This is a genomic window from Roseobacter sp. CCS2, from assembly GCF_000169435.1.
GTDB lineage: Bacteria > Pseudomonadota > Alphaproteobacteria > Rhodobacterales > Rhodobacteraceae > Yoonia.
Window position 1 is genome coordinate 132,972 of sequence record NZ_AAYB01000005.1, and the last position, 17,490, is coordinate 150,461.

The window sequence follows — 17,490 nt, forward strand, 5'->3', positions numbered from 1 at the left end:
TGCGGGTTTGACCCCGGCGCACTAGGTCATTGATCAACCAAAGGATACCTGATGACCCAATCTCTTTCCGATCTTTCTGACCAAATTTTGCAAGCTGCCAAGCGCGCTGGTGCAGATGCTGCTGACGCGATAGCGGTAGATGGGACATCCGTGTCGATCACCGTCCGCGAAGGGGCCTTGGAACAGGCAGAACGGTCCGAAGGTGTTGACATTGGTTTGCGTGTCTTCGTGGGTCAGCGGCAGGCCTGTGTATCTTCGTCTGATACCAAGCCCGATACACTGACCCAAATGGCCGAACGTGCTGTTGCGATGGCCAAGGAGGCCCCTGAAGATCCCCATGCTGGTCTGGCTGATCCGTCCCAGTTGACAACAAACACGGCAACAGAAGCGTTAGAGCTTTTCGATCCAAGCGAAGAACCTGACCCGGCGGCCCTGCAAGACGACGCGACCCGTGCCGAAGCTGCCGCTTTGCGCAATACAGGGATCAGTCAGGTTCAATCGGCATCCGCTGGTTATGGTCGCCGCCGCATTCATTTGGCTGCGTCTAACGGGTTCTCGGCTGGGTACGCGCGTAGTGACCGTGGCCTGTCATGTGTCGCAATCAGCGGGACTGGCAATGCGATGGAACGCGACTATGACTATGACAGCCGCGTGTTTCAGGCTGATTTGCGGGACGCTGAAGAGATTGGCCGCATTGCGGCTGAACGCGCGGTTGAACGGGCCGGCGCAAAGAAGCCGCAGACAGGTGCGTTTCCGGTACTTTTCGATGAACGCGTCGCAAGCACATTGATTGGCAGCCTGTTGCAGGCCACGAACGGCATGATGATCGCCCGTGGTTCCAGCTGGTTGCGCGATGCGGTGGGCCAGCAGGTATTACCAAAAGGTCTGTCGGTCATCGAAGATCCACATCGCGCCCGTGTCACCGGATCGCGCCTTTTTGATGCCGAAGGGTTAGCCACATCGCAGCGCGCGATTGTCGATGATGGTGTGCTGACAGGCTGGACGCTGGACCTTGCGACAGGTCGCAAGCTGGGCATGGACAGCACGGCCAATGCTGCCCGTGGGACCAGTTCGCCACCATCGCCAAGCCTGACCAATGTGGCGCTGACCCAAAGTGACAAGTCGCGCGCCGACCTGATCAAAGATATGGGCACCGGGTTGCTGGTGACTTCGATGATTGGTTCAACCATCAACCCGAATACCGGTGATTATTCGCGCGGTGCCGCAGGGTTTTGGGTTGAGAACGGTGAGATTACATATCCTGTCAACGAATGCACCGTCGCGGGAAACTTGCGCGACGTGCTAAAAACCATTGTACCAGCCAACGACGGGCGCATGCATTTGTCGCGCGTCGTTCCGTCCTTGCTGGTCGAGGGGCTGACACTTGCCGGAGACTGACCTTGCGTTGCTGATCGCGGCGGCGCGCCGGTCGGGTGACATTGCCAAGCAGTATTTTCAGCAAAACCCTGATGTAACTGATAAGCCGGACGGGGCAGGGCCAGTGACCGCAGGCGACCTTGCAGTCAATGCGATGCTTGAGGGGTTTCTGCAGGCGGCCCGTCCAGATTATGGCTGGTTGTCCGAAGAAACTGAAGACAATCCAGCCCGGTTGGATACAACCCATCAGTTTATCATTGACCCCATTGATGGCACGCGCGCCTTTATCGAGGGCAGCAAGGATTGGGCGCATTCACTTGCGATTGCCCAGAACGGTGCCCCAGTCGCCGCTGCTGTTTATCTGCCCATGCGTGATCTGATGTTTGCAGCCGCCAAAGGGGCTGGGGCGACGCTGAATGGCAAACCGATTGTTGCGACCACAGCACCGATGGACGGGGCCACCTTGTTGGGCACTAAACCGAATTTCGACGGCAAATTCTGGAAAGACGGGGTGCTACCGCCAGTGAAACGCGCATTTCGGTCGTCGCTGGCGTACCGGCTTTGCCTTGTTGCACAGGGGCGGTTTGATGGCATGATCACCTTGCGCCCCAGTTGGGAATGGGACATTGCCGCTGGTGCCTTGATCGTGGAAGAAGCGAACGCCGCTATCACTGATCAAGATGGTGCAGCCCTGAACTTTAATAACAGGCATCCTCAGGTCCCCGGCGTGCTTGCCGCGGGATCGGGCTTGCATCGTGATCTGCTGGCCCGTCTTGAGCCACAGCAATTAAACCCCTAGACTGCCCTCAACTCGTATACATACAAAGGTATTCCCATGACACAGCGTCTGCATCTCGTTTTCGGTGGTGAACTTATCGACCCCAGCAAGAACGCTTTCAAGGACATTGAAGCGATAGATATCGTTGGCATGTTTCCCGATTATGATACGGCCTATAATGCCTGGAAAAGTGCCGCCCATCGCACTGTTGATAACGCGCATATGCGCTATTTTATTGCCCATATTCACCGGTTGCGGGACGAAGAGACCGAGGCGTCGCCTACCGAAGAGCTTGATAACTGACGTGGGGTATTAGGATCGCAAAATGGCACGGTCCCTCGCAATTGCGGCTTATCTGGCAAGCCTTGGGTCGCCGGATCGACCCAATACTCAGGTAGAGCAACCGCCACGCCCCACAGGGACGATCATTTGGGCCAGGTGCAGCCATCCTGACCAATTGACGGCAGTAGAAACGCTTGATCGCAAGCTGTCAGAGGATGGCGACCCGGTTCATGTGATTGCAACGCTTCTTGACTGGAACCCGGTGTTTTCGGACAGATGCCTGCCGGAACCGCAGGGGCGCGCTGATATCCGCCGTTTCATCGCCCATTGGCAACCCGTGATGAGCGTTTGGGTCAGGAGCGACCTTGACCCCATTTTACTGGCCGAGATGCGCGGCGCGCAAATACCGACGATCTTTGTTGATGCATCTGCGGAAGGGCTTGATGATGTGGCGGGCACATGGGTGCCGGGTGCAATGCGGTCGCTTTTGTCCCAGTTTGAGGCTGTCTTTGCCATGGATCAAATCGCCGCTGATCGCCTTATTCAGGCCGGAACGCCGCCTGAAACCGTCTTGGTCACCGGTGCGATGGAAGATTGCGCGCCAACTTTGCCGTGCAATGAACTTGACCGCAGCGAAATCGCCACAGCCATTGGTACCCGACCAGTATGGCTGGCCGCTGCGGCCTCTTTAGAGGAATGTAAGGAAGTCGCGCTTGCCCATCAGGTGGCCAGCAGGCGCGCGCACCGGTTGCTTTTGATTTTCGTCCCAAAGCATCAGGTGATGGCGTCGCATATTGCCGATGAGCTGCGCCAGAACGGTTTCAATGTGGCCCTGCGTTCGTCCGAACCAGCGCCGTCGGAAATTACGCAAGTCTATGTCGTCGATACCGAAGAAGAGCTTGGTCTGTGGTACCGCATTGCGCCGATTACTTATCTGGGTGGCACGCTGGATGGCGGCGGGTGCCGTGATCCGTTTGAAGCGGCTGCTTTGGGATCAGCCGTTCTTTATGGTCCGCAGGTCGCCCCTTATCAGCGGCACGCCGCGCGTCTGAATGCGGCCAGCGCGTCGCGTTTGATCCGGTCTGCGTCTGATCTTGGGCCAAATGTGGAAAGCTTGCTTGCGGCGGACAAAGCCGCGCAGCTGGCACATGCTGCGTGGGATGTAACGTCGCGCGGGGCAAGCGTGACCAATAGGATTGCAGCCTTTATCCAGCTGCGGCTGGAAGAGTTGGTGTAGGTCATGCGCGCCCCTTCGTTTTGGTTCACGCCACCGGATCAGCCAACATGGGTTGCACGCGCCTTGGGCCCGCTGGCGGCACTTTATGGCGCGGCGACAGCGCGGCGCGTCCGGCGGGCACCTAAGGTTCATGCAGATGTCCCTGTGATTTGCGTCGGTAACATCAATGCGGGTGGAACAGGCAAGACGCCGACGACGATCGCATTGATTGAACGTTTGATGGCGCGTGGCCGGACACCGCATGTTGTTTCGCGGGGCTATGGTGGCAATCTGGATGGTCCTGTGCGTGTTGATGAGCACGCGCATAAGGCCGACCAGACCGGGGATGAACCGCTTTTGCTGGCTGCGTTTGCGCCAACATGGGTGGCCAAGGACCGCGCTTCTGGCGTGCAGGCTGCGCAGGCGGCAGGTGCTGATGTGATCTTGTTGGATGACGGGTTTCAGAACCCTGATGTGGCAAAGGATCTGTCGATTATCGTGGTGGACGCCATGCGCGGTTTTGGCAATGGCCGGGTGATCCCCGCGGGCCCTTTGCGTGAAACGGTTACGGCAGGCTTGCAGCGCGCCGATCTGGTGCTATCCATCGGCCCGCCAGATGCCCAAGACCGGTTCAGCAGCGACTGGTTATTTGCGGTACCGCATCTTGTTGGTCACCTTGCCCCCTTGCCCACGGGTATGCCGTGGCGGGATTTAAAGCTGTTGGCCTTTGCTGGCATTGGGCACCCCGAAAAGTTCTTTGTCACCTTGCGCGATATGGGCGCGACCTTGGTCCGGGCAGAGGCGCTGGGCGATCATCAACCGCTGACGGATGCGTTGATGAAGCGGTTGGAAATTGAGGCAGAGGCGTGCAAAGCGCAGTTGGTCACAACCGAAAAGGACGCGGTGCGCCTGCCTGACAGTTTTCGCATGAAGGTGCTGACCTTACCGGTCCGTCTGCAATTGGTCGATTGGGGGCCGGTTGACGCCGCGTTCGACAGGCTTGGCCTTTAGTCCAGCAAATCCTGATCGGCGCCCAGTTTGGGTGACGCGGTTTTTGGGCTGACATCAGCATCGGAGAACGTGATTGGCAGGCGGACCGATGGAATGCCGTCCAGATCAACCCGCATACCGCGATGAATGATTTGCGGGTCGGCAAAGGTTTCGTCCAGATTATTGATCGGTCCGGCAGGTACGCCGTGTTCTTCGCAGGCGGCAAGCAGATCGGCCTTGGTCCAGCGCTGTGTCTTTGCGGTTAATGACAGTGTCAGCGCGTCACGGTTTTTCAACCTTGCGGCATTGGTCGCATAGTCAGGATGCCTGGCCAGATCAGGCAAGTCCAAAAGCGTGCAAAACTGCTGGTACTGCCCATCATTGCCACTGGCCACGATGATATGTCCGTCCGCACAATCAAAGACCTGATAAGGCACAATGTTCGGGTGTGCATTGCCCAGCCGTTGCGGCGCGTTGCCAGTGGCAAGATAGTTCATCGCCTGATTGGTCATCACGGCCGTTGCGACATCCATCAACGCCATATCAATGTGCTGGCCTTTACCAGTTGTGTGCCGCTGGTTCACAGCCGCTAAGATGCCGGTACAAGCGTAGATGCCGGTGAAGATATCCGTGACAGCAACACCAACCTTTTGCGGCTGCCCATCGGGTGGCCCGGTGACGGATATCAGCCCAGACATACCTTGAATGATATAGTCATAGCCTGCGCGCTTGGCGTAAGGGCCATCTTGCCCGAACCCGGTGATCGAGCAATAGATAAGACGGGGGTTCAATGCCGATAAGCTGGTATAGTCGAGCCCGTATTTGGCCAAGCCGCCAACCTTGAAGTTTTCGATCAGGATATCAGCATCGGCAATCAGTTTGCGCACCTGCGCTTGGCCTTCTGGCGTGCGCAGGTCGATGACGACAGACTTTTTCCCACGATTGCAGCAGTGGAAATAGGCAGCACTTTTTTCGCCATCATGATCGACAAAAGGCGGGCCCCACTGGCGGGTGTCATCGCCTTCGGCGCTTTCGATCTTGATCACTTCGGCACCAAGATCAGCAAGGGTTTGACCGGCAAGCGGGCCCGCAAGGACCCGCGCCAGTTCAATTACTTTCAGGCCTGCAAGAGGCTGCATCGCGGTTCTTTCAGTTCATGCACAGGCCAGATTTAGCCCAGCTTCCCATCCAGAATACCAGCGAATTCATCATACGCCATGTTCGAATACTGCTGCCCATCAATCATGAATGTCGGTGTTGAACGCACCTCGTCACGTTCGGCATTTTCCTGATACCACGTGAACAGCGCCTCGGCTTTTGCGCCATCGCTTAGACAGGCATCAAGCGTTGCATCATCCAAACCGGCTGTCTTTGCCAAGGTACGCAGTTCTTCGATGATTGTCGCAGGGTCGCCAGAACCTGCCCATTCGCGCTGTTCTGCGTAAAGCAGTTCAGAGAAGGCAAAGAAGAAGTCAGCGTCATTGCTGCAACGCGCAATCATCGATGCCCACAGACCGGGACGATCAAAGTAAACCTCGCGGTATATGAATTTGATCCGGCCGGTGTCGATGTAGTTTTCTTTTAGCGCCTTGAACTGATTGGCGTGGAACGTCGCACAATGCGGGCAGGTGAAGGATGCGTATTCGATCACTTCGACAGGCGCATTTGGATCACCAAGGATCATTTCAACGACTTCGGGTGCTTCGCCATCCGCGGTTTGCGCCATTGCGGCACCGGGCAGAAGCCCTGTTTGCGGATCAGGTCGTGTCAGTGTCCAACCGGCACCAAGGGCCACCAAAGCGCCGCCACCAGCGGCCAAAAGAGTTCTGCGTTTCATATCTACCTCTGATTAGAGTTTTGTTTTGTTAAGACGTTTGCGCCCAGCGCTGTCAGTGCCGCGCGCAGTTTTTCGTTTTCCACCGCTTTAGATAGGTCTTTGGCGGCTGATTGCATCTTGGCGTCCGGCACTTTCTTCACCTTGGGCGCTGGGCTGAACGCCACGCGCCCTTCGGCAAAGCCGGTTGGCGCTGTCTGCGTCACGCGTACCCGCGATATGGCACGGTAGCCATAGCAGGCATTCACCTTTTCGCGAATTTGTTCTTTTTGCATCTCTAACATTGGCGCTTGGGCGCCTGTTGTCAGCAATGTCAGCGTCGCACCCATGCCGCCTTTGCCATAGCTGACGTTTACCGGGGTTGCGATTTTAGATGTGGTTTCGCCCACCACCTCGGCCCAATGCGTCAGCAAACGCGTCACCGCAAACCCGCGATCTTCGCTGGCTTTGCGGATATCGCTTTGCATCAACGTCGCCGCACGGGAAAAACCGCGCGTAGTGCTGGTGTGCTGTGGCCGTTTCATATCTAAGCCCTACTCTAAGATGATAAATACGCCAAGTCTGTGGCGCAGGATGATACGGATAATAAACATTGCGTGACCTTAGTTCAGAGCTTTTGGCATGGTACGATGTGCACGCGCGTGAAATGCCGTGGCGTGTGTCACCGGCAGACCGCAAGGCTGGGGTTATGCCTGACCCTTACGCCGTCTGGATGTCCGAGATTATGTTGCAGCAGACAACTGTCGCTGCAGTGCGTGACTATCATCGCAAGTTTATGGGAATTTGGCCGACAGTGCGCGATCTGGCGGCGGCTGAGGATGCTGATGTTATGGCCGCTTGGGCAGGTCTTGGATACTATGCCAGGGCGCGCAATCTGTTGAAATGCGCGCGTGCGGTTGTTGCTGAATATGATGGCGTTTTCCCTGAAAAATACGACGAATTGCTGAAATTACCCGGCGTTGGCCCTTATACGGCAGCAGCAGTTGCAGCGATTGCCTTTGATCAGTCCGAGACGGTTGTTGACGGCAATGTCGAACGGGTGATGGCGCGGCTTTATGATATTCACGCCCCCTTGCCGGGATCGAAGGGCGCATTGACGGCCAAGGCGCGCGAACTGACGCCCCAAAGCCGCCCCGGCGACTATGCCCAAGCGGTCATGGATCTTGGTGCCACCATTTGCACGCCGCGCAGCCCTACTTGCGGGATTTGCCCTTGGCGTGATCATTGCGCGGCGCGGGTCGCGGGGACCGCGGCGGAGCTTCCTAAAAAGACCCCGAAGAAGAAAACGCCAACGCGGTTTGGGATCGTTTATGTGGCGCACAGGTCGGACGGCGCTTGGCTGTTGGAAACGCGCCCTGAAAAGGGATTACTTGGCGGTATGTTGGGATGGCCAGGGTCCGATTGGGGGGATCAGCCGGAAGAAAACCCACCGTTTGAGGCCGACTGGCAACCACTTTCGCAAGAGGCACGCCATACGTTTACCCACTTTCATTTGCGACTGACGATCATGATCGTTCAAGCTGATTTGGACACGCAGCCGTTGCGCGGACAGTTCCTGACGCCAGACGCATTTAGCCCGGCGGCACTGCCAACGGCGATGCGCAAAGTGTTTGATCTGGCCCATATGACGTTACGCCACAATTGAGAAAAAGGTTTACTGGTTGTAAACTGCATAAGTCTAAAGTTGTGAGGGCCAGATGACGTCAATGCCTCAAACACCAAAGATCGCAAAGGTCACGACCGCGCTGCCATTCTGGTTGTCGCTAGGGCTGGTGCCTATTGCAATCTTTGCTGCGATGTATGGGGGTTGGGCGATTGCGCTGTTGCCGGCCTCAACCTGGTATTTGTTTACGGGGCTGGATTACGTTGTTGGCAAGAACAACGAAAACCCCGATCTGGAAACGCCTGATGATCAGCTTGTGTGGTATCGGTTGATCACCCTGCTGTGGCCTGCGGTGCAGTTGGTCACGATTTTCGGTATCATGATATATGTGGTTGGGTCTGGCCACCTTACCGCGATTGAGCAGTGGTTTCTGTTCGCCGCTTTGGGCATTCTGTCAGGGACCATCGGGATCACCTATGCGCATGAGTTGATGCATCAAAAGCCCAAGCTGGAACGCTGGATGGCGGATATTTTGCTCGCCTCGGTCCTTTATTCGCACTTCCGATCTGAACATCTGTTGGTCCATCACCGCTATATCGGCACCCCGCGCGATCCTGTCACGGCGCGCTATGGCGAAAGTTTTTATCGGTTTTTCCCCCGTGTGCTGTACCAATCACTTGTGTCATCCTTCAAAGCTGAAAAAGGGATGTTGGCGCGCAAATCTTTGCCTTGGTTTCACCGCTCGAACCCGTTTTGGTTCTATCTGGTACTGCAAGCTGGGTTTGTCCTGATCGCGGCTGCAATTGGCGGTTGGTGGGGTGTGTTTCTATTTGCCACCCAAGCGTTTTGGGCAATTTTCCAGTTAGAGTTGGTGGATTACGTTGAACACTATGGCCTAACCCGCAAACACCTTGGCGATGGCAAATATGAACATGTGCTGCCGCGCCATTCCTGGAACGCCACACAACAGGCGTCGAACTGGCTGTTGATCAATTTGCAGCGGCATTCTGATCACCATTACAAACCCAATCGGCGGTTTCCGTTGTTACAAACCTACGATGATGATGAGGCCCCGCAACTGCCCTATGGTTATCCGCTGATGACAATGATCGCGCTGGTGCCGCTGGCGTGGCGTAAAATCATGAACCCACGCGTCAAGGAATGGCGGCAGCGGTATTATCCCGAGATCAAGAACTGGACGCCGTATAAACGTGCGACAAATCCGATGCCGCGGTAGTGATATACGTTACTTGGCGCCAAACAGGCGGTAATACATCCAATCCGGCATAAACTGCGACAGGCGGAAGACCCAGGAAAAGAGCATTGGGAAGCTCTTTTTGAAATCGTCCGTGTTCATATGCTCGAACACTTCTTTGGCCGCATCTTCGGGTGACATGATAAACGGCATGTTGAAGTCGTTCTTTTCTGTCAGGCGCGTCTTGATAAAGCCGGGATTGATCAGTTGAACTTCAATCGGTGACGTCCGTAAATCTGCATGCATCGATTCAGCCAAAGACATCATGCCTGCCTTGGACGAACTGTATCCGATTGCACCGGGCAAACCGCGAAAGCCGGACAGTGAACCGACAAGGACAATATGCCCCGCGTTCTTGGCAACCATATCCTTGATAACCGCGCCGACGACGCGTGATGCGCCAAGGAAATTCACCTCGCCCATCATGTCGGCTTTTTCGTTATCCCATTCTTGTGCTTTCATGGGCCAATAGACGCCAGCAAGATACACGACACCGTCGATGTCGCCCGCCTCTTTCGCCGCTGCCTCGACCGCTGCACGGTCAGCCACGTCAACCGTGATGTAAGACGCTTTGCCGGGCAGCTCTGCGACCAGTTCTTTCAGTCGGTCCTCGGATCTGGCAGAAACAATCACCTCGGCCCCTGCGCGGCTGAGCGTAAACGCCACTTCGCGTCCCAACCCCTCGCTTGCGCCAACAAGCCAGTAACGTTTTCCTTGCCAGTTTTTCACGTCTATTCTCCTGCGTAGGCCTTGTCTTTGGGGCGCATGGTTGCGACCAGTTCGGCCACTTTGATCCCGAATTTGCGGAACTGGCTACGGTTCATGATGTTGCCGTTGGACATGAGATACATCCAGTCGGTGACATCCAGCGCATGTCCGCCTGCTTCTTCGGTTAGTCTGATACGATAGTTCAATAGCACGGCTGACCCGTTTTGCTGGCCGGTTCCCGCGCCGACGACATCGGGGGCTTCGGCCTTGATGCGGCCGTCATTACCAAGTGTCAGGGTCCATTCCCGGTCCTGCACCTGCCCGCTGTTGTAGTAGAACTTTTCTTTCATCGTTCCGACATTGCCATTCCAGCTTGCTTCAAAGTCAGCAACGAACCGGGACGATACTTTGCCCGTTGGTCCGTAAATCACACCTTCACAAACGATTGGGCCGTTAAAACGTTCCCGAATATCGAAGATAGGACCATCCGCATAATCATCGGACTTTTGCGCCCAAAATGACAAATAGCGGGTCTTCATAAACGTCGCCACACCCATCAGGGCCGCGCCGATCAAGATATAGGTGACAAACGACATCGTTTAGTCCTCAAGTTTGGTAGCGATCAGCAAGCCAATCGCAATCAGTTTCAATAGCGACGGTACAAGTGCGTAAAGCACCGTCAGCATGGTGATGGCCTCGGCGGGCAAATCGGTTGCCCCCGCCTGAAAGCCGGATCGTTCCAGTAACGGCAGCAAAACCACCGCGGCGAAGGCAAGCGTGAACTTGTTCACCAAATTCCAAAGGCCAAATCCCTGTCCGCCATTGGGCGAGATGGCAGCCATACGTTTCGCAAACATTGCAGGCAGCAAAGTAAGGTCTGCCCCGATGGTCGCTCCACTTAATACGCAGATGATCGCGAAAGGGATCACATCGCCCGGCGATAAAGTGAGCGTGTAGGCAAATGAGGCCACGGCCAGAACCATCGCCGATAGCAAAACAGGCTTGGCCCCAAAACGCTTTGCGAGCGCGGACCAGACTGGTGACGATATCGCCGCAGCCAAGAAAAACAGGACCAATAGCGCGCCTTCCCAGCCGACAGCGCCCAGTTTGCTTTCGACGTAGAATAGGAAAAGCGTGGACGAAACGGCAAGGGGCGTTGCGTTTACCAAGGCAAGAATAAGCAACTTCCGCGCGGTATTGTCGCGGAGGATTTCGCCAATCTGCGACGGTTCCGGGCTGACGCGTTCTTTCCATTCCGGCCACATGAAGACCGCCGCGATGAGTGTGAGCACCGCAAACCCAAAGGCAAAGGCGGCAAACGGGTCCGCCACAACGCCGATAAGGACGGTCGGAATAACAGCCGCGATGCATACCCCAAGCAGTGCACCGCTTTCGCGCCAAGCAGCCAGCCGCACATGCCCTTGCGGGTCTTTGCCAGCTTTGCTGACCCCTTGCGCATAAAAGTTGATCGACAGGAAACTGAACGCGGTGAACAGCCCGGTAACCGTGATCCCGAACCACCAGAGCGGGTCAATAGGGGGGGCGACGGCGAAAAGTCCGATCATGGACAAGGCCATGACGAGAGCAGTCAGTGTTATGACAAGTTTCTTTGACGAAGTAAGCCGTTCACTGATCCAACCCAAAATGGGATCCTGGATCATATCAAACAGGCGCATTGCAAAAAGCAGCGCCCCCAAAGCGGCAAGGCTGACGCCGAATGTATCGGCATAATACTTGGGCGCATAGATGTAGATCGGTAGGCCGGCCCCGGCCAGCACGGCCGCAAAGACCGAGTATGCAGGCAGCCGCTCTGATAGGGCTTTCATCTGCTGACCTCATCTGCGGGTGGTTCAGGCTGCGAACGAAATGTTGCGCCTTTCCACCAAAGCTTGATCGCCTGCCAGTGGATCAACGCCAAAACCCGCCGTGACCCAAAGGGTCGCCGAAGCGCGGCTTTGATGATGGATGCATTGGTGATCGGCTTGCGGGGCCCTGTCAGCGTGGCGATCAGCCCACCGTTGCCGCGCGAATAGTCAATCCAGATGCCGATGCTGTCGGCCTGGATATCAAAGCGGAAGGTGTAACCGCCCTCAATCGGCTGGAAAGGTGACACATGCATCAGCTTTTGGGCTGATAGTGTTTCGTCTTTGGTGATGGCACGGCCATCTTCATGGCGGCAGAGGTACGAATGGCGATCGCCAAAGGTATTCGTCACTTCGGCGATGACGGTCGTCAGTGCATCATCAACATTATAGCACAGCCAGAATGACACCGGATTGAACACATGCCCCAGCACACGGGGCTGGGCGAGCAGTTCAATGCGTTTGGCATCTGTCACATCATGTGCGGCCAAAACTTCACGGACCCAGTCAGCGCCTTTGCCGTGCTTGGGCGCGCCGCCGTGATCGCTGTCTTGCAGTGACATCAGATTGCCAGCATTACGTGAAAACAGCGCTGGTGTCTGCGGCGCCACCTCTGCATCCGTCAGCACGTAGTCAATGGAATAGCGAAAGGCGTTCTTCGTCGCCCCACGTCGCCCATGATAGGTTTCAGCTGCGATATGATGAACGGTTCCGGTCACTCTGCGGCGTGTTGTATATGCTCACGCGCGTTGAGCGAATGGACAACATCCAACGCGCTGGACAGCCCGTCTTCGTGAAAGCCGTTCTTCATCCAAGCGCCGCAAAACCACGTGCGGTTTGATCCGTTCATGGCGGCAGCCGCTTCTTGTGCGGCAATCGCTTCAAGATCATAGACTGGGTGGCGCAACATAACCTCGTCCCAGATCAGTTCTTCCTTGATCGGGCGGTTGCTGTTCAATGTGACCATCATGTCTTCGCCTTTCAGCCAAGGCTGCAAGGAATTCATCCAATAGGTCAAGTTGATCTCGGTATCGGTGCGCTGGGCATCTTCGGAATAAACCCAAGACGACCAAACCTGACGCCGCTTTGGCATGATTGACGTGTCAGAGTGCAGCACAACCTTATTCGGTTGATAGCGCACCGCGCCAAGAACCGATTTTTCGACGGCTGTGGCGTCGGACAACATGCGTAGCGTGTCATCGGAATGCGTGGCAAAGATGACTTCATCAAAGCTTTCCCAATCAGCACCATGGGTTTTCACGTCGGCACCCGATGCATTGCGGCGGACCGCATCGATGGGTGCGCCAAGCCGGATATCAATGCCGCGTTGCGTCATATCGGCCCCCAAGCGCGTCACGTATTCCTGCGACCCCCCATCAACAGTGTACCACTGATGTTGGCCGGTCGCACCCAGCAGGGCGTGATTATCAAAGAACCGCATCATCGCGTAGGCAGGAAAATCGAGGATTTTCTCTTTCGGTGTCGACCAGATCGCGCCAGAGAATGGCAACAAATAATGATCGCGGAAATAGTCGCTGAGGTTCAGCTTCTTAAGCAATTCACCGATGGTCAGTGTCTCATCCTGGCTGGCGTCCAGCCCTTGGGCGTTGAATTTCAAAATATCGCGCACCATGCGCAGGAACTTGGGGCTGGCGATGTTGCTGCGCTGGGCAAAAAGCGCATTCAGGCTGGCCAACCCGTATTCCATACGCCCACCGCTGAAAGAGGCGCCAAAGCTCATGTTACTTTTGATGACGGGCACATCAAGGTGGTCAAACAGCTTGGTCAGGTTGGGATAGTTGGCGTAGTTGAAAACGATAAAACCGGTATCAACGGCTTGATCACGGTTTTTACCTGCCATGCGTGTGCGGGCGTGACCACCAAGCCGATCTTCGGCTTCGAACAATACAACACGGTGATCTTTGGCCAGCGCATGCGCGGCCCCCATTCCTGAAATCCCTGCACCAATTACCGCAATTTTTCTGGGAACGGCTGTCCCGGTCTCGAATGGCATGTCAGGGGGGCTCCAGTATCTCTTAATCGTTTGTTATTATTGTTACGCGTCCATTAGTTACATGGATCACAAGAAAAAGCACCCGTCCTGTGATCCAATCTGAAAACCGCGCCGTAACACTTATATGTTGACGGAAGCTGACACCCTCACAAAAGCGGATGCGCTGCCGCCGAACGTCATTTATGGTGACGTAAAGGCGCAACGGGTGAGCAAGGTGAGGAATACGAAGGTGAACCCTGAAGCATCAGCAAAACGTATGGCTTGGGTCGTTCAGGTGCATGCTGTGCGGGACACCAAGGACCGCAAAGCTTTTGCTGAGCTTTTTGGATACTTCGCCCCGCGGGTGAAGTCGTTTTTGATGAAATCGGGGGCCAGCCCGGATCTGGCAGAAGAATGCACACAGGAGGTCATGGCGACCCTTTGGAATAAGTCCCATATGTTCGATCCCACCAAGGCGAGTGTATCCACATGGATTTTCACAATCGCCCGAAATCGTAAGATCGACATTCTGCGCAAACAGCGCAGGCCGGAACCCGAAGACCTTCCATGGGGACCAGAAGCAGAGCCGGATCAGGCCGATGCGATTGGTCTACAACAAGAAACAGAACAACTTGGGCAGGCCCTTGCCACATTGCCCGAAGAACAAAGAAAACTGATCGAGCGCGCCTACTTTGGCGAGCTAAGCCATAGTCAAATTGCCGCAGAGACGGGATTGCCACTGGGGACGATTAAATCGCGGATTAGATTGGCGCTGGATAGACTGCGCCACGCAATGAAATGATGACCGATATGAAACAGATTAAACACCACCTGACCGAGCCTCTTTTAATGGGGTATGCTGCGGGAACGCTGCCAGAAGCCTTTAATCTGGTTGTGGCAACGCATATTTCGATGTGTGACACGTGCCGTGCGGCTTTGGCCGAATACGAGGCTGTTGGCGGCGAAGTCATGCTGGACGCAGAGCCTATTGATGTGGCCGAGGATGCATTGGCCGCAACACTTGCGATGATTGACGGTGGACAGGTCGCTGAAAAGCCTGCCCCGGTTCGGACGCAAAACAGCGTTTTCCCCGGTCCTTTGCAAGACTATGTCAATGGCGACATTGACAGCCTGAAATGGCGCAAAGTTGGTGGCGGCGTAAGTCAGCTGGTGCTGAACACATCAAAGGATGCCAGCGTGCGTTTGCTGCGCATTCCAGCGGGCACGGCTGTGCCTGACCATGGGCACCGCGGCACAGAACTGACACTGGTACTGCAAGGTGCTTTCACGGATGAAGAAGACCGTTTTGGTGCAGGCGATGTCGAAGTGGCAAACGAAGATTTACACCACACGCCCGTTGCAGAAGACGGTCTGGACTGCATTTGTTTGGCAGCGACAGATGCGCCGCTGTTGTTCAACGGTCTTGTTCCACGGATCGCGCAAAAGTTCATAGGTATTTAACCGGGACTCACTCACAAAAAAGGCGTCCAAGCGAAAGCTTGGACGCCTTTTTCGTTCAGATTGTATCAGCTCATGACGGTACTGAGGGCGAAGAAAAAGCAAGCTGAAAGGATTGCCGCTGCTGGCACCGTGACAACCCACGCCGCGATAATCGTTAAAAAATGCGACCGGCGCACAAGTTTGCGGCGGCGTCTTTCTTCGGGTGCATACATGACGCGGTTGGGCATCGTCATGCGTGCTTTTTTGATCCGCCGTTCTGCATCCCATTCACGAAAAAAACCGACGCCGAACACACCGCCAACAGCGATATGGGTGGAACTGACAGGCAGGCCCAGCCAGCTGGCAACGATCACGGTGATTGCTGCTGAAAGCGCGACGCAATATGCGCGCATTGGATTTAGTTTGGTGATCTGGCTGCCGACCATACGGATCAGTTTCGGTCCGAACAGAAACAACCCGAACGAGATGCCCAAGGCACCGATGACCATAACCCAGAACGGGATGGTAAAGGCGGACAGGAAATCGCCTGACTGCGCTGCCTGCACAATGGCCGCAAGCGGGCCAACTGCATTGGCCACATCGTTTGCACCATGCGCAAAGCTTAGCAAGGCCGCCGAAACAACCAGCGGAATACCAAACAGCACTTTGAGCGACTTGTTACGATTTTCCAGTCCTTCCGATTGTTTCCTGATCACCGGGATCATCACCACCCAGATAACCGCACCAATCACAGCACCAATCAAAAGCGCCGTCGGCAGGTCGATCTTGATGATCTTCTTAAGACCCTTAAGCGCAAGGTAAGCCGCAAAGGTGCCGCCCATAATACCAACCAGCACGGGCACCCATCTACGGGCCGCCGCAATCTTGTCGTCCTGATAAATAATTCGCGACTTGATCAGCCATAGGAACCCCGCCGCAATCAAGCCGCCCAGAAAAGGCGAAATGACCCAACTTGCCGCAATCGCCCCCATGGTCGGCCAATTCACAGCGGCAAAACCTGCGGCAGCAATGCCGGCGCCCATTACGCCACCAACGACCGAATGGGTGGTGGACACGGGTGCACCTACCCAGGTCGCCATGTTGACCCAGAACGCCGCCGCCAAAAGTGCTGACATCATCGCCCAGATAAAGGTCGTTGCGGTCCCCATACTTTCGGGCGCGATGATGCCTTTGGCGATGGTGGAAACCACGTCACCACCCGCAATCAGCGCACCGGCACTTTCAAAGACAACGGCAATCGCAATCGCACCGCCCATTGTCAGCGCGTTCGCACCAACAGCAGGGCCCATATTGTTGGCCACGTCATTGGCACCGATATTCAGTGCCATATAGGCGCCCAGACAGGCGGCCATGATCACGATGAAAGAATTGTTTGCCTGCCCAAAGAAAAGTGCAGCGGCAATGCCTGCGATAATCACAAACAACAGCGAAATACCCATCCCGATAAGCGGACGCGAGACATAGCCGGTCGCGAGTTCAAGATTGGAAAAGCGTGCGAGATCGCGATCCAAGGTTTCGAGGTGGCGTGGATCGCCCTCGTTCAAGTTCGTCATGCAGCCACTCCCCCGGAATCGTCGCTACAGGACTAGCGGCGAAGTGACGCAGAAATCAACTGTGTTGAACGTTCTGAGGAAAGAGATTTGTCATCCGGCGCAGAATCTCCTTCAACTCACCCTCTTTTACAAGGTCGGCTGCCGCCTCTGGTGACATCCACTTGCGCTGGCGTTCACCCGCTTCGGGGAATTCGGCAGAAAGCTCTTTGACCTTCACGGGGTATACCAGTGTTTCGACTGGTACGGGCAGTCCGGCACGCAGGATTTTGTCGTAAGTATAGGTGCCAATGGGTTGCGGTGTGGCCTTGCTATTGCGCACGCCCGCTTCTTCCCAGGCTTCTTGAAGTGCGGCTTCAGATGTTTCAAGCCCACTGATCGGCCAGCCTTTGGGGATGATCCAACGCCCTGTGTCGCGGCTTGTGATCAACAACACCTCCATATCGTCGCCTTTGCCACGATAGCACAGTGCGGCGACCTGCAACCTTTTGGGGCGCTGGAACAACAAGCGCAAGACGTCGCGCCAAAGCGAGGTGATAAGGGTGATCATTCTGAAACCGCTCAAGTCTTTATTTATATTT

At 55.7% G+C, this 17,490-nt stretch carries 19 protein-coding genes; 9 read left to right on the forward strand and 10 right to left on the reverse strand.

Annotation, left to right across the window (positions count from 1 at the left end; all coding sequences use genetic code 11):
* The first annotated feature begins 51 nt into the window (after positions 1-51).
* The 5 genes from RCCS2_RS14935 to lpxK are packed head-to-tail and all read left to right on the forward strand — an operon-like array spanning position 52 to position 4,664.
* Entirely contained in the window at positions 52-1,398 is a 1,347-nt protein-coding gene (locus tag RCCS2_RS14935; protein ID WP_008235704.1) for a TldD/PmbA family protein, read from the forward strand.
* Positions 1,385-2,176 (forward strand): inositol monophosphatase family protein, encoded by a 792-nt coding sequence (locus RCCS2_RS14940; RefSeq protein WP_008235705.1) that lies wholly within the window; start codon positions 1,385-1,387, stop codon positions 2,174-2,176. The genes RCCS2_RS14935 and RCCS2_RS14940 overlap by 14 nt, the downstream gene beginning before the upstream one ends.
* A 36-nt stretch (positions 2,177-2,212) precedes the next feature.
* Positions 2,213-2,458: a DUF4170 domain-containing protein gene (locus RCCS2_RS14945; RefSeq protein ID WP_008235719.1), complete on the forward strand. Its 246-nt coding sequence runs from the start codon at positions 2,213-2,215 to the stop codon at positions 2,456-2,458.
* 22 nt (positions 2,459-2,480) lie between these two features.
* A complete protein-coding gene (locus tag RCCS2_RS14950) occupies positions 2,481-3,674 on the forward strand; it encodes a 3-deoxy-D-manno-octulosonic acid transferase (protein WP_037294282.1) in 1,194 nt (397 codons plus the stop codon).
* Between the two features lie 3 nt (positions 3,675-3,677).
* A complete protein-coding gene (gene lpxK / locus RCCS2_RS14955; RefSeq protein WP_008235721.1) occupies positions 3,678-4,664 on the forward strand; it encodes a tetraacyldisaccharide 4'-kinase in 987 nt (328 codons plus the stop codon).
* Here the strand turns inward: lpxK and RCCS2_RS14960 are convergent.
* The 3 genes from RCCS2_RS14960 to RCCS2_RS14970 are packed head-to-tail and all read right to left on the reverse strand — an operon-like array spanning position 4,661 to position 7,001.
* Complete coding sequence (locus RCCS2_RS14960; protein WP_008235723.1) at positions 4,661-5,782, reverse strand: CaiB/BaiF CoA transferase family protein; 1,122 nt, start codon at positions 5,780-5,782, stop codon at positions 4,661-4,663. The genes lpxK and RCCS2_RS14960 overlap by 4 nt on opposite strands.
* A gap of 32 nt (positions 5,783-5,814) precedes the next feature.
* Positions 5,815-6,480 carry a DsbA family protein gene (locus tag RCCS2_RS14965; protein ID WP_008235725.1) on the reverse strand — a complete coding sequence of 222 codons (666 nt, stop codon included), beginning with the start codon at positions 6,478-6,480 and terminating at the stop codon, positions 5,815-5,817.
* A gap of 2 nt (positions 6,481-6,482) precedes the next feature.
* Positions 6,483-7,001 (reverse strand): DUF721 domain-containing protein, encoded by a 519-nt coding sequence (locus tag RCCS2_RS14970; RefSeq protein ID WP_008235727.1) that lies wholly within the window; start codon positions 6,999-7,001, stop codon positions 6,483-6,485.
* Positions 7,002-7,123: 122 nt separating this feature from the next.
* Between RCCS2_RS14970 and RCCS2_RS14975 the strand changes: the two genes are divergently transcribed.
* Entirely contained in the window at positions 7,124-8,122 is a 999-nt protein-coding gene (locus RCCS2_RS14975; RefSeq protein ID WP_008235729.1) for an A/G-specific adenine glycosylase, read from the forward strand.
* 52 nt (positions 8,123-8,174) lie between these two features.
* Positions 8,175-9,317, forward strand: a complete 1,143-nt coding sequence (locus RCCS2_RS14980; RefSeq protein ID WP_008235730.1) for an alkane 1-monooxygenase — start codon at positions 8,175-8,177, stop codon at positions 9,315-9,317.
* 9 nt (positions 9,318-9,326) lie between these two features.
* Here the strand turns inward: RCCS2_RS14980 and RCCS2_RS14985 are convergent, their stop codons facing one another.
* From RCCS2_RS14985 to RCCS2_RS15005, 5 genes are read right to left on the reverse strand one after another with little or no spacing between them, the layout of a single operon-like run.
* Positions 9,327-10,064 carry an SDR family NAD(P)-dependent oxidoreductase gene (locus tag RCCS2_RS14985; protein WP_008235731.1) on the reverse strand — a complete coding sequence of 246 codons (738 nt, stop codon included), beginning with the start codon at positions 10,062-10,064 and terminating at the stop codon, positions 9,327-9,329.
* Between the two features lie 2 nt (positions 10,065-10,066).
* Positions 10,067-10,639: a DUF3833 family protein gene (locus tag RCCS2_RS14990; protein ID WP_008235732.1), complete on the reverse strand. Its 573-nt coding sequence runs from the start codon at positions 10,637-10,639 to the stop codon at positions 10,067-10,069.
* A gap of 3 nt (positions 10,640-10,642) precedes the next feature.
* Positions 10,643-11,869 carry an MFS transporter gene (locus RCCS2_RS14995; RefSeq protein WP_008235740.1) on the reverse strand — a complete coding sequence of 409 codons (1,227 nt, stop codon included), beginning with the start codon at positions 11,867-11,869 and terminating at the stop codon, positions 10,643-10,645.
* Positions 11,866-12,624 (reverse strand): DUF1365 domain-containing protein, encoded by a 759-nt coding sequence (locus tag RCCS2_RS15000; protein ID WP_008235742.1) that lies wholly within the window; start codon positions 12,622-12,624, stop codon positions 11,866-11,868. Before RCCS2_RS15000 ends, RCCS2_RS14995 begins: the two co-directional genes overlap by 4 nt.
* Positions 12,621-13,919, reverse strand: coding sequence for an NAD(P)/FAD-dependent oxidoreductase (locus tag RCCS2_RS15005; RefSeq protein WP_037294285.1), 1,299 nt, complete (start codon positions 13,917-13,919; stop codon positions 12,621-12,623). Before RCCS2_RS15005 ends, RCCS2_RS15000 begins: the two co-directional genes overlap by 4 nt.
* Before the next feature lie 256 nt (positions 13,920-14,175).
* On the opposite strand from RCCS2_RS15005, the gene RCCS2_RS15010 reads away from it, so the two are divergent.
* Both RCCS2_RS15010 and RCCS2_RS15015 read left to right on the forward strand, forming a co-directional pair.
* On the forward strand, positions 14,176-14,700 hold the full coding sequence (locus tag RCCS2_RS15010; RefSeq protein ID WP_198007055.1) for a sigma-70 family RNA polymerase sigma factor: 525 nt from the start codon (positions 14,176-14,178) through the stop codon (positions 14,698-14,700).
* A gap of 8 nt (positions 14,701-14,708) precedes the next feature.
* A complete protein-coding gene (locus RCCS2_RS15015; protein WP_156788573.1) occupies positions 14,709-15,359 on the forward strand; it encodes a ChrR family anti-sigma-E factor in 651 nt (216 codons plus the stop codon).
* 65 nt (positions 15,360-15,424) lie between these two features.
* Here the strand turns inward: RCCS2_RS15015 and RCCS2_RS15020 are convergent, their stop codons facing one another.
* Both RCCS2_RS15020 and RCCS2_RS15025 read right to left on the reverse strand, forming a co-directional pair.
* Entirely contained in the window at positions 15,425-16,912 is a 1,488-nt protein-coding gene (locus tag RCCS2_RS15020; RefSeq protein WP_008235751.1) for an inorganic phosphate transporter, read from the reverse strand.
* Positions 16,913-16,967: 55 nt separating this feature from the next.
* Positions 16,968-17,459: an NUDIX hydrolase gene (locus RCCS2_RS15025; RefSeq protein ID WP_008235752.1), complete on the reverse strand. Its 492-nt coding sequence runs from the start codon at positions 17,457-17,459 to the stop codon at positions 16,968-16,970.
* Between the last annotated feature and the right edge of the window lie 31 nt (positions 17,460-17,490).

What these genes read in the sequence shown, in the direction of transcription:
- RCCS2_RS15005 (WP_037294285.1), bottom strand. Translation starts at nt 13,919, where the DNA reads ATGCCATTCGAGACCGGGACAGCCGTTCCCAGAAAAATTGCGGTAATT.
- RCCS2_RS14995 (WP_008235740.1), bottom strand. Translation starts at nt 11,869, where the DNA reads ATGAAAGCCCTATCAGAGCGGCTGCCTGCATACTCGGTCTTTGCGGCC.
- lpxK (WP_008235721.1), top strand. Translation starts at nt 3,678, where the DNA reads ATGCGCGCCCCTTCGTTTTGGTTCACGCCACCGGATCAGCCAACATGG.
- RCCS2_RS14970 (WP_008235727.1), bottom strand. Translation starts at nt 7,001, where the DNA reads ATGAAACGGCCACAGCACACCAGCACTACGCGCGGTTTTTCCCGTGCG.
- RCCS2_RS14990 (WP_008235732.1), bottom strand. Translation starts at nt 10,639, where the DNA reads ATGTCGTTTGTCACCTATATCTTGATCGGCGCGGCCCTGATGGGTGTG.
- RCCS2_RS15010 (WP_198007055.1), top strand. Translation starts at nt 14,176, where the DNA reads ATGGCTTGGGTCGTTCAGGTGCATGCTGTGCGGGACACCAAGGACCGC.
- RCCS2_RS14965 (WP_008235725.1), bottom strand. Translation starts at nt 6,480, where the DNA reads ATGAAACGCAGAACTCTTTTGGCCGCTGGTGGCGGCGCTTTGGTGGCC.
- RCCS2_RS15025 (WP_008235752.1), bottom strand. Translation starts at nt 17,459, where the DNA reads ATGATCACCCTTATCACCTCGCTTTGGCGCGACGTCTTGCGCTTGTTG.
- RCCS2_RS14980 (WP_008235730.1), top strand. Translation starts at nt 8,175, where the DNA reads ATGACGTCAATGCCTCAAACACCAAAGATCGCAAAGGTCACGACCGCG.
- RCCS2_RS14945 (WP_008235719.1), top strand. Translation starts at nt 2,213, where the DNA reads ATGACACAGCGTCTGCATCTCGTTTTCGGTGGTGAACTTATCGACCCC.
- RCCS2_RS15015 (WP_156788573.1), top strand. Translation starts at nt 14,709, where the DNA reads ATGAAACAGATTAAACACCACCTGACCGAGCCTCTTTTAATGGGGTAT.
- RCCS2_RS14950 (WP_037294282.1), top strand. Translation starts at nt 2,481, where the DNA reads ATGGCACGGTCCCTCGCAATTGCGGCTTATCTGGCAAGCCTTGGGTCG.
- RCCS2_RS15020 (WP_008235751.1), bottom strand. Translation starts at nt 16,912, where the DNA reads ATGACGAACTTGAACGAGGGCGATCCACGCCACCTCGAAACCTTGGAT.
- RCCS2_RS14935 (WP_008235704.1), top strand. Translation starts at nt 52, where the DNA reads ATGACCCAATCTCTTTCCGATCTTTCTGACCAAATTTTGCAAGCTGCC.
- RCCS2_RS14975 (WP_008235729.1), top strand. Translation starts at nt 7,124, where the DNA reads ATGCCGTGGCGTGTGTCACCGGCAGACCGCAAGGCTGGGGTTATGCCT.
- RCCS2_RS14960 (WP_008235723.1), bottom strand. Translation starts at nt 5,782, where the DNA reads ATGCAGCCTCTTGCAGGCCTGAAAGTAATTGAACTGGCGCGGGTCCTT.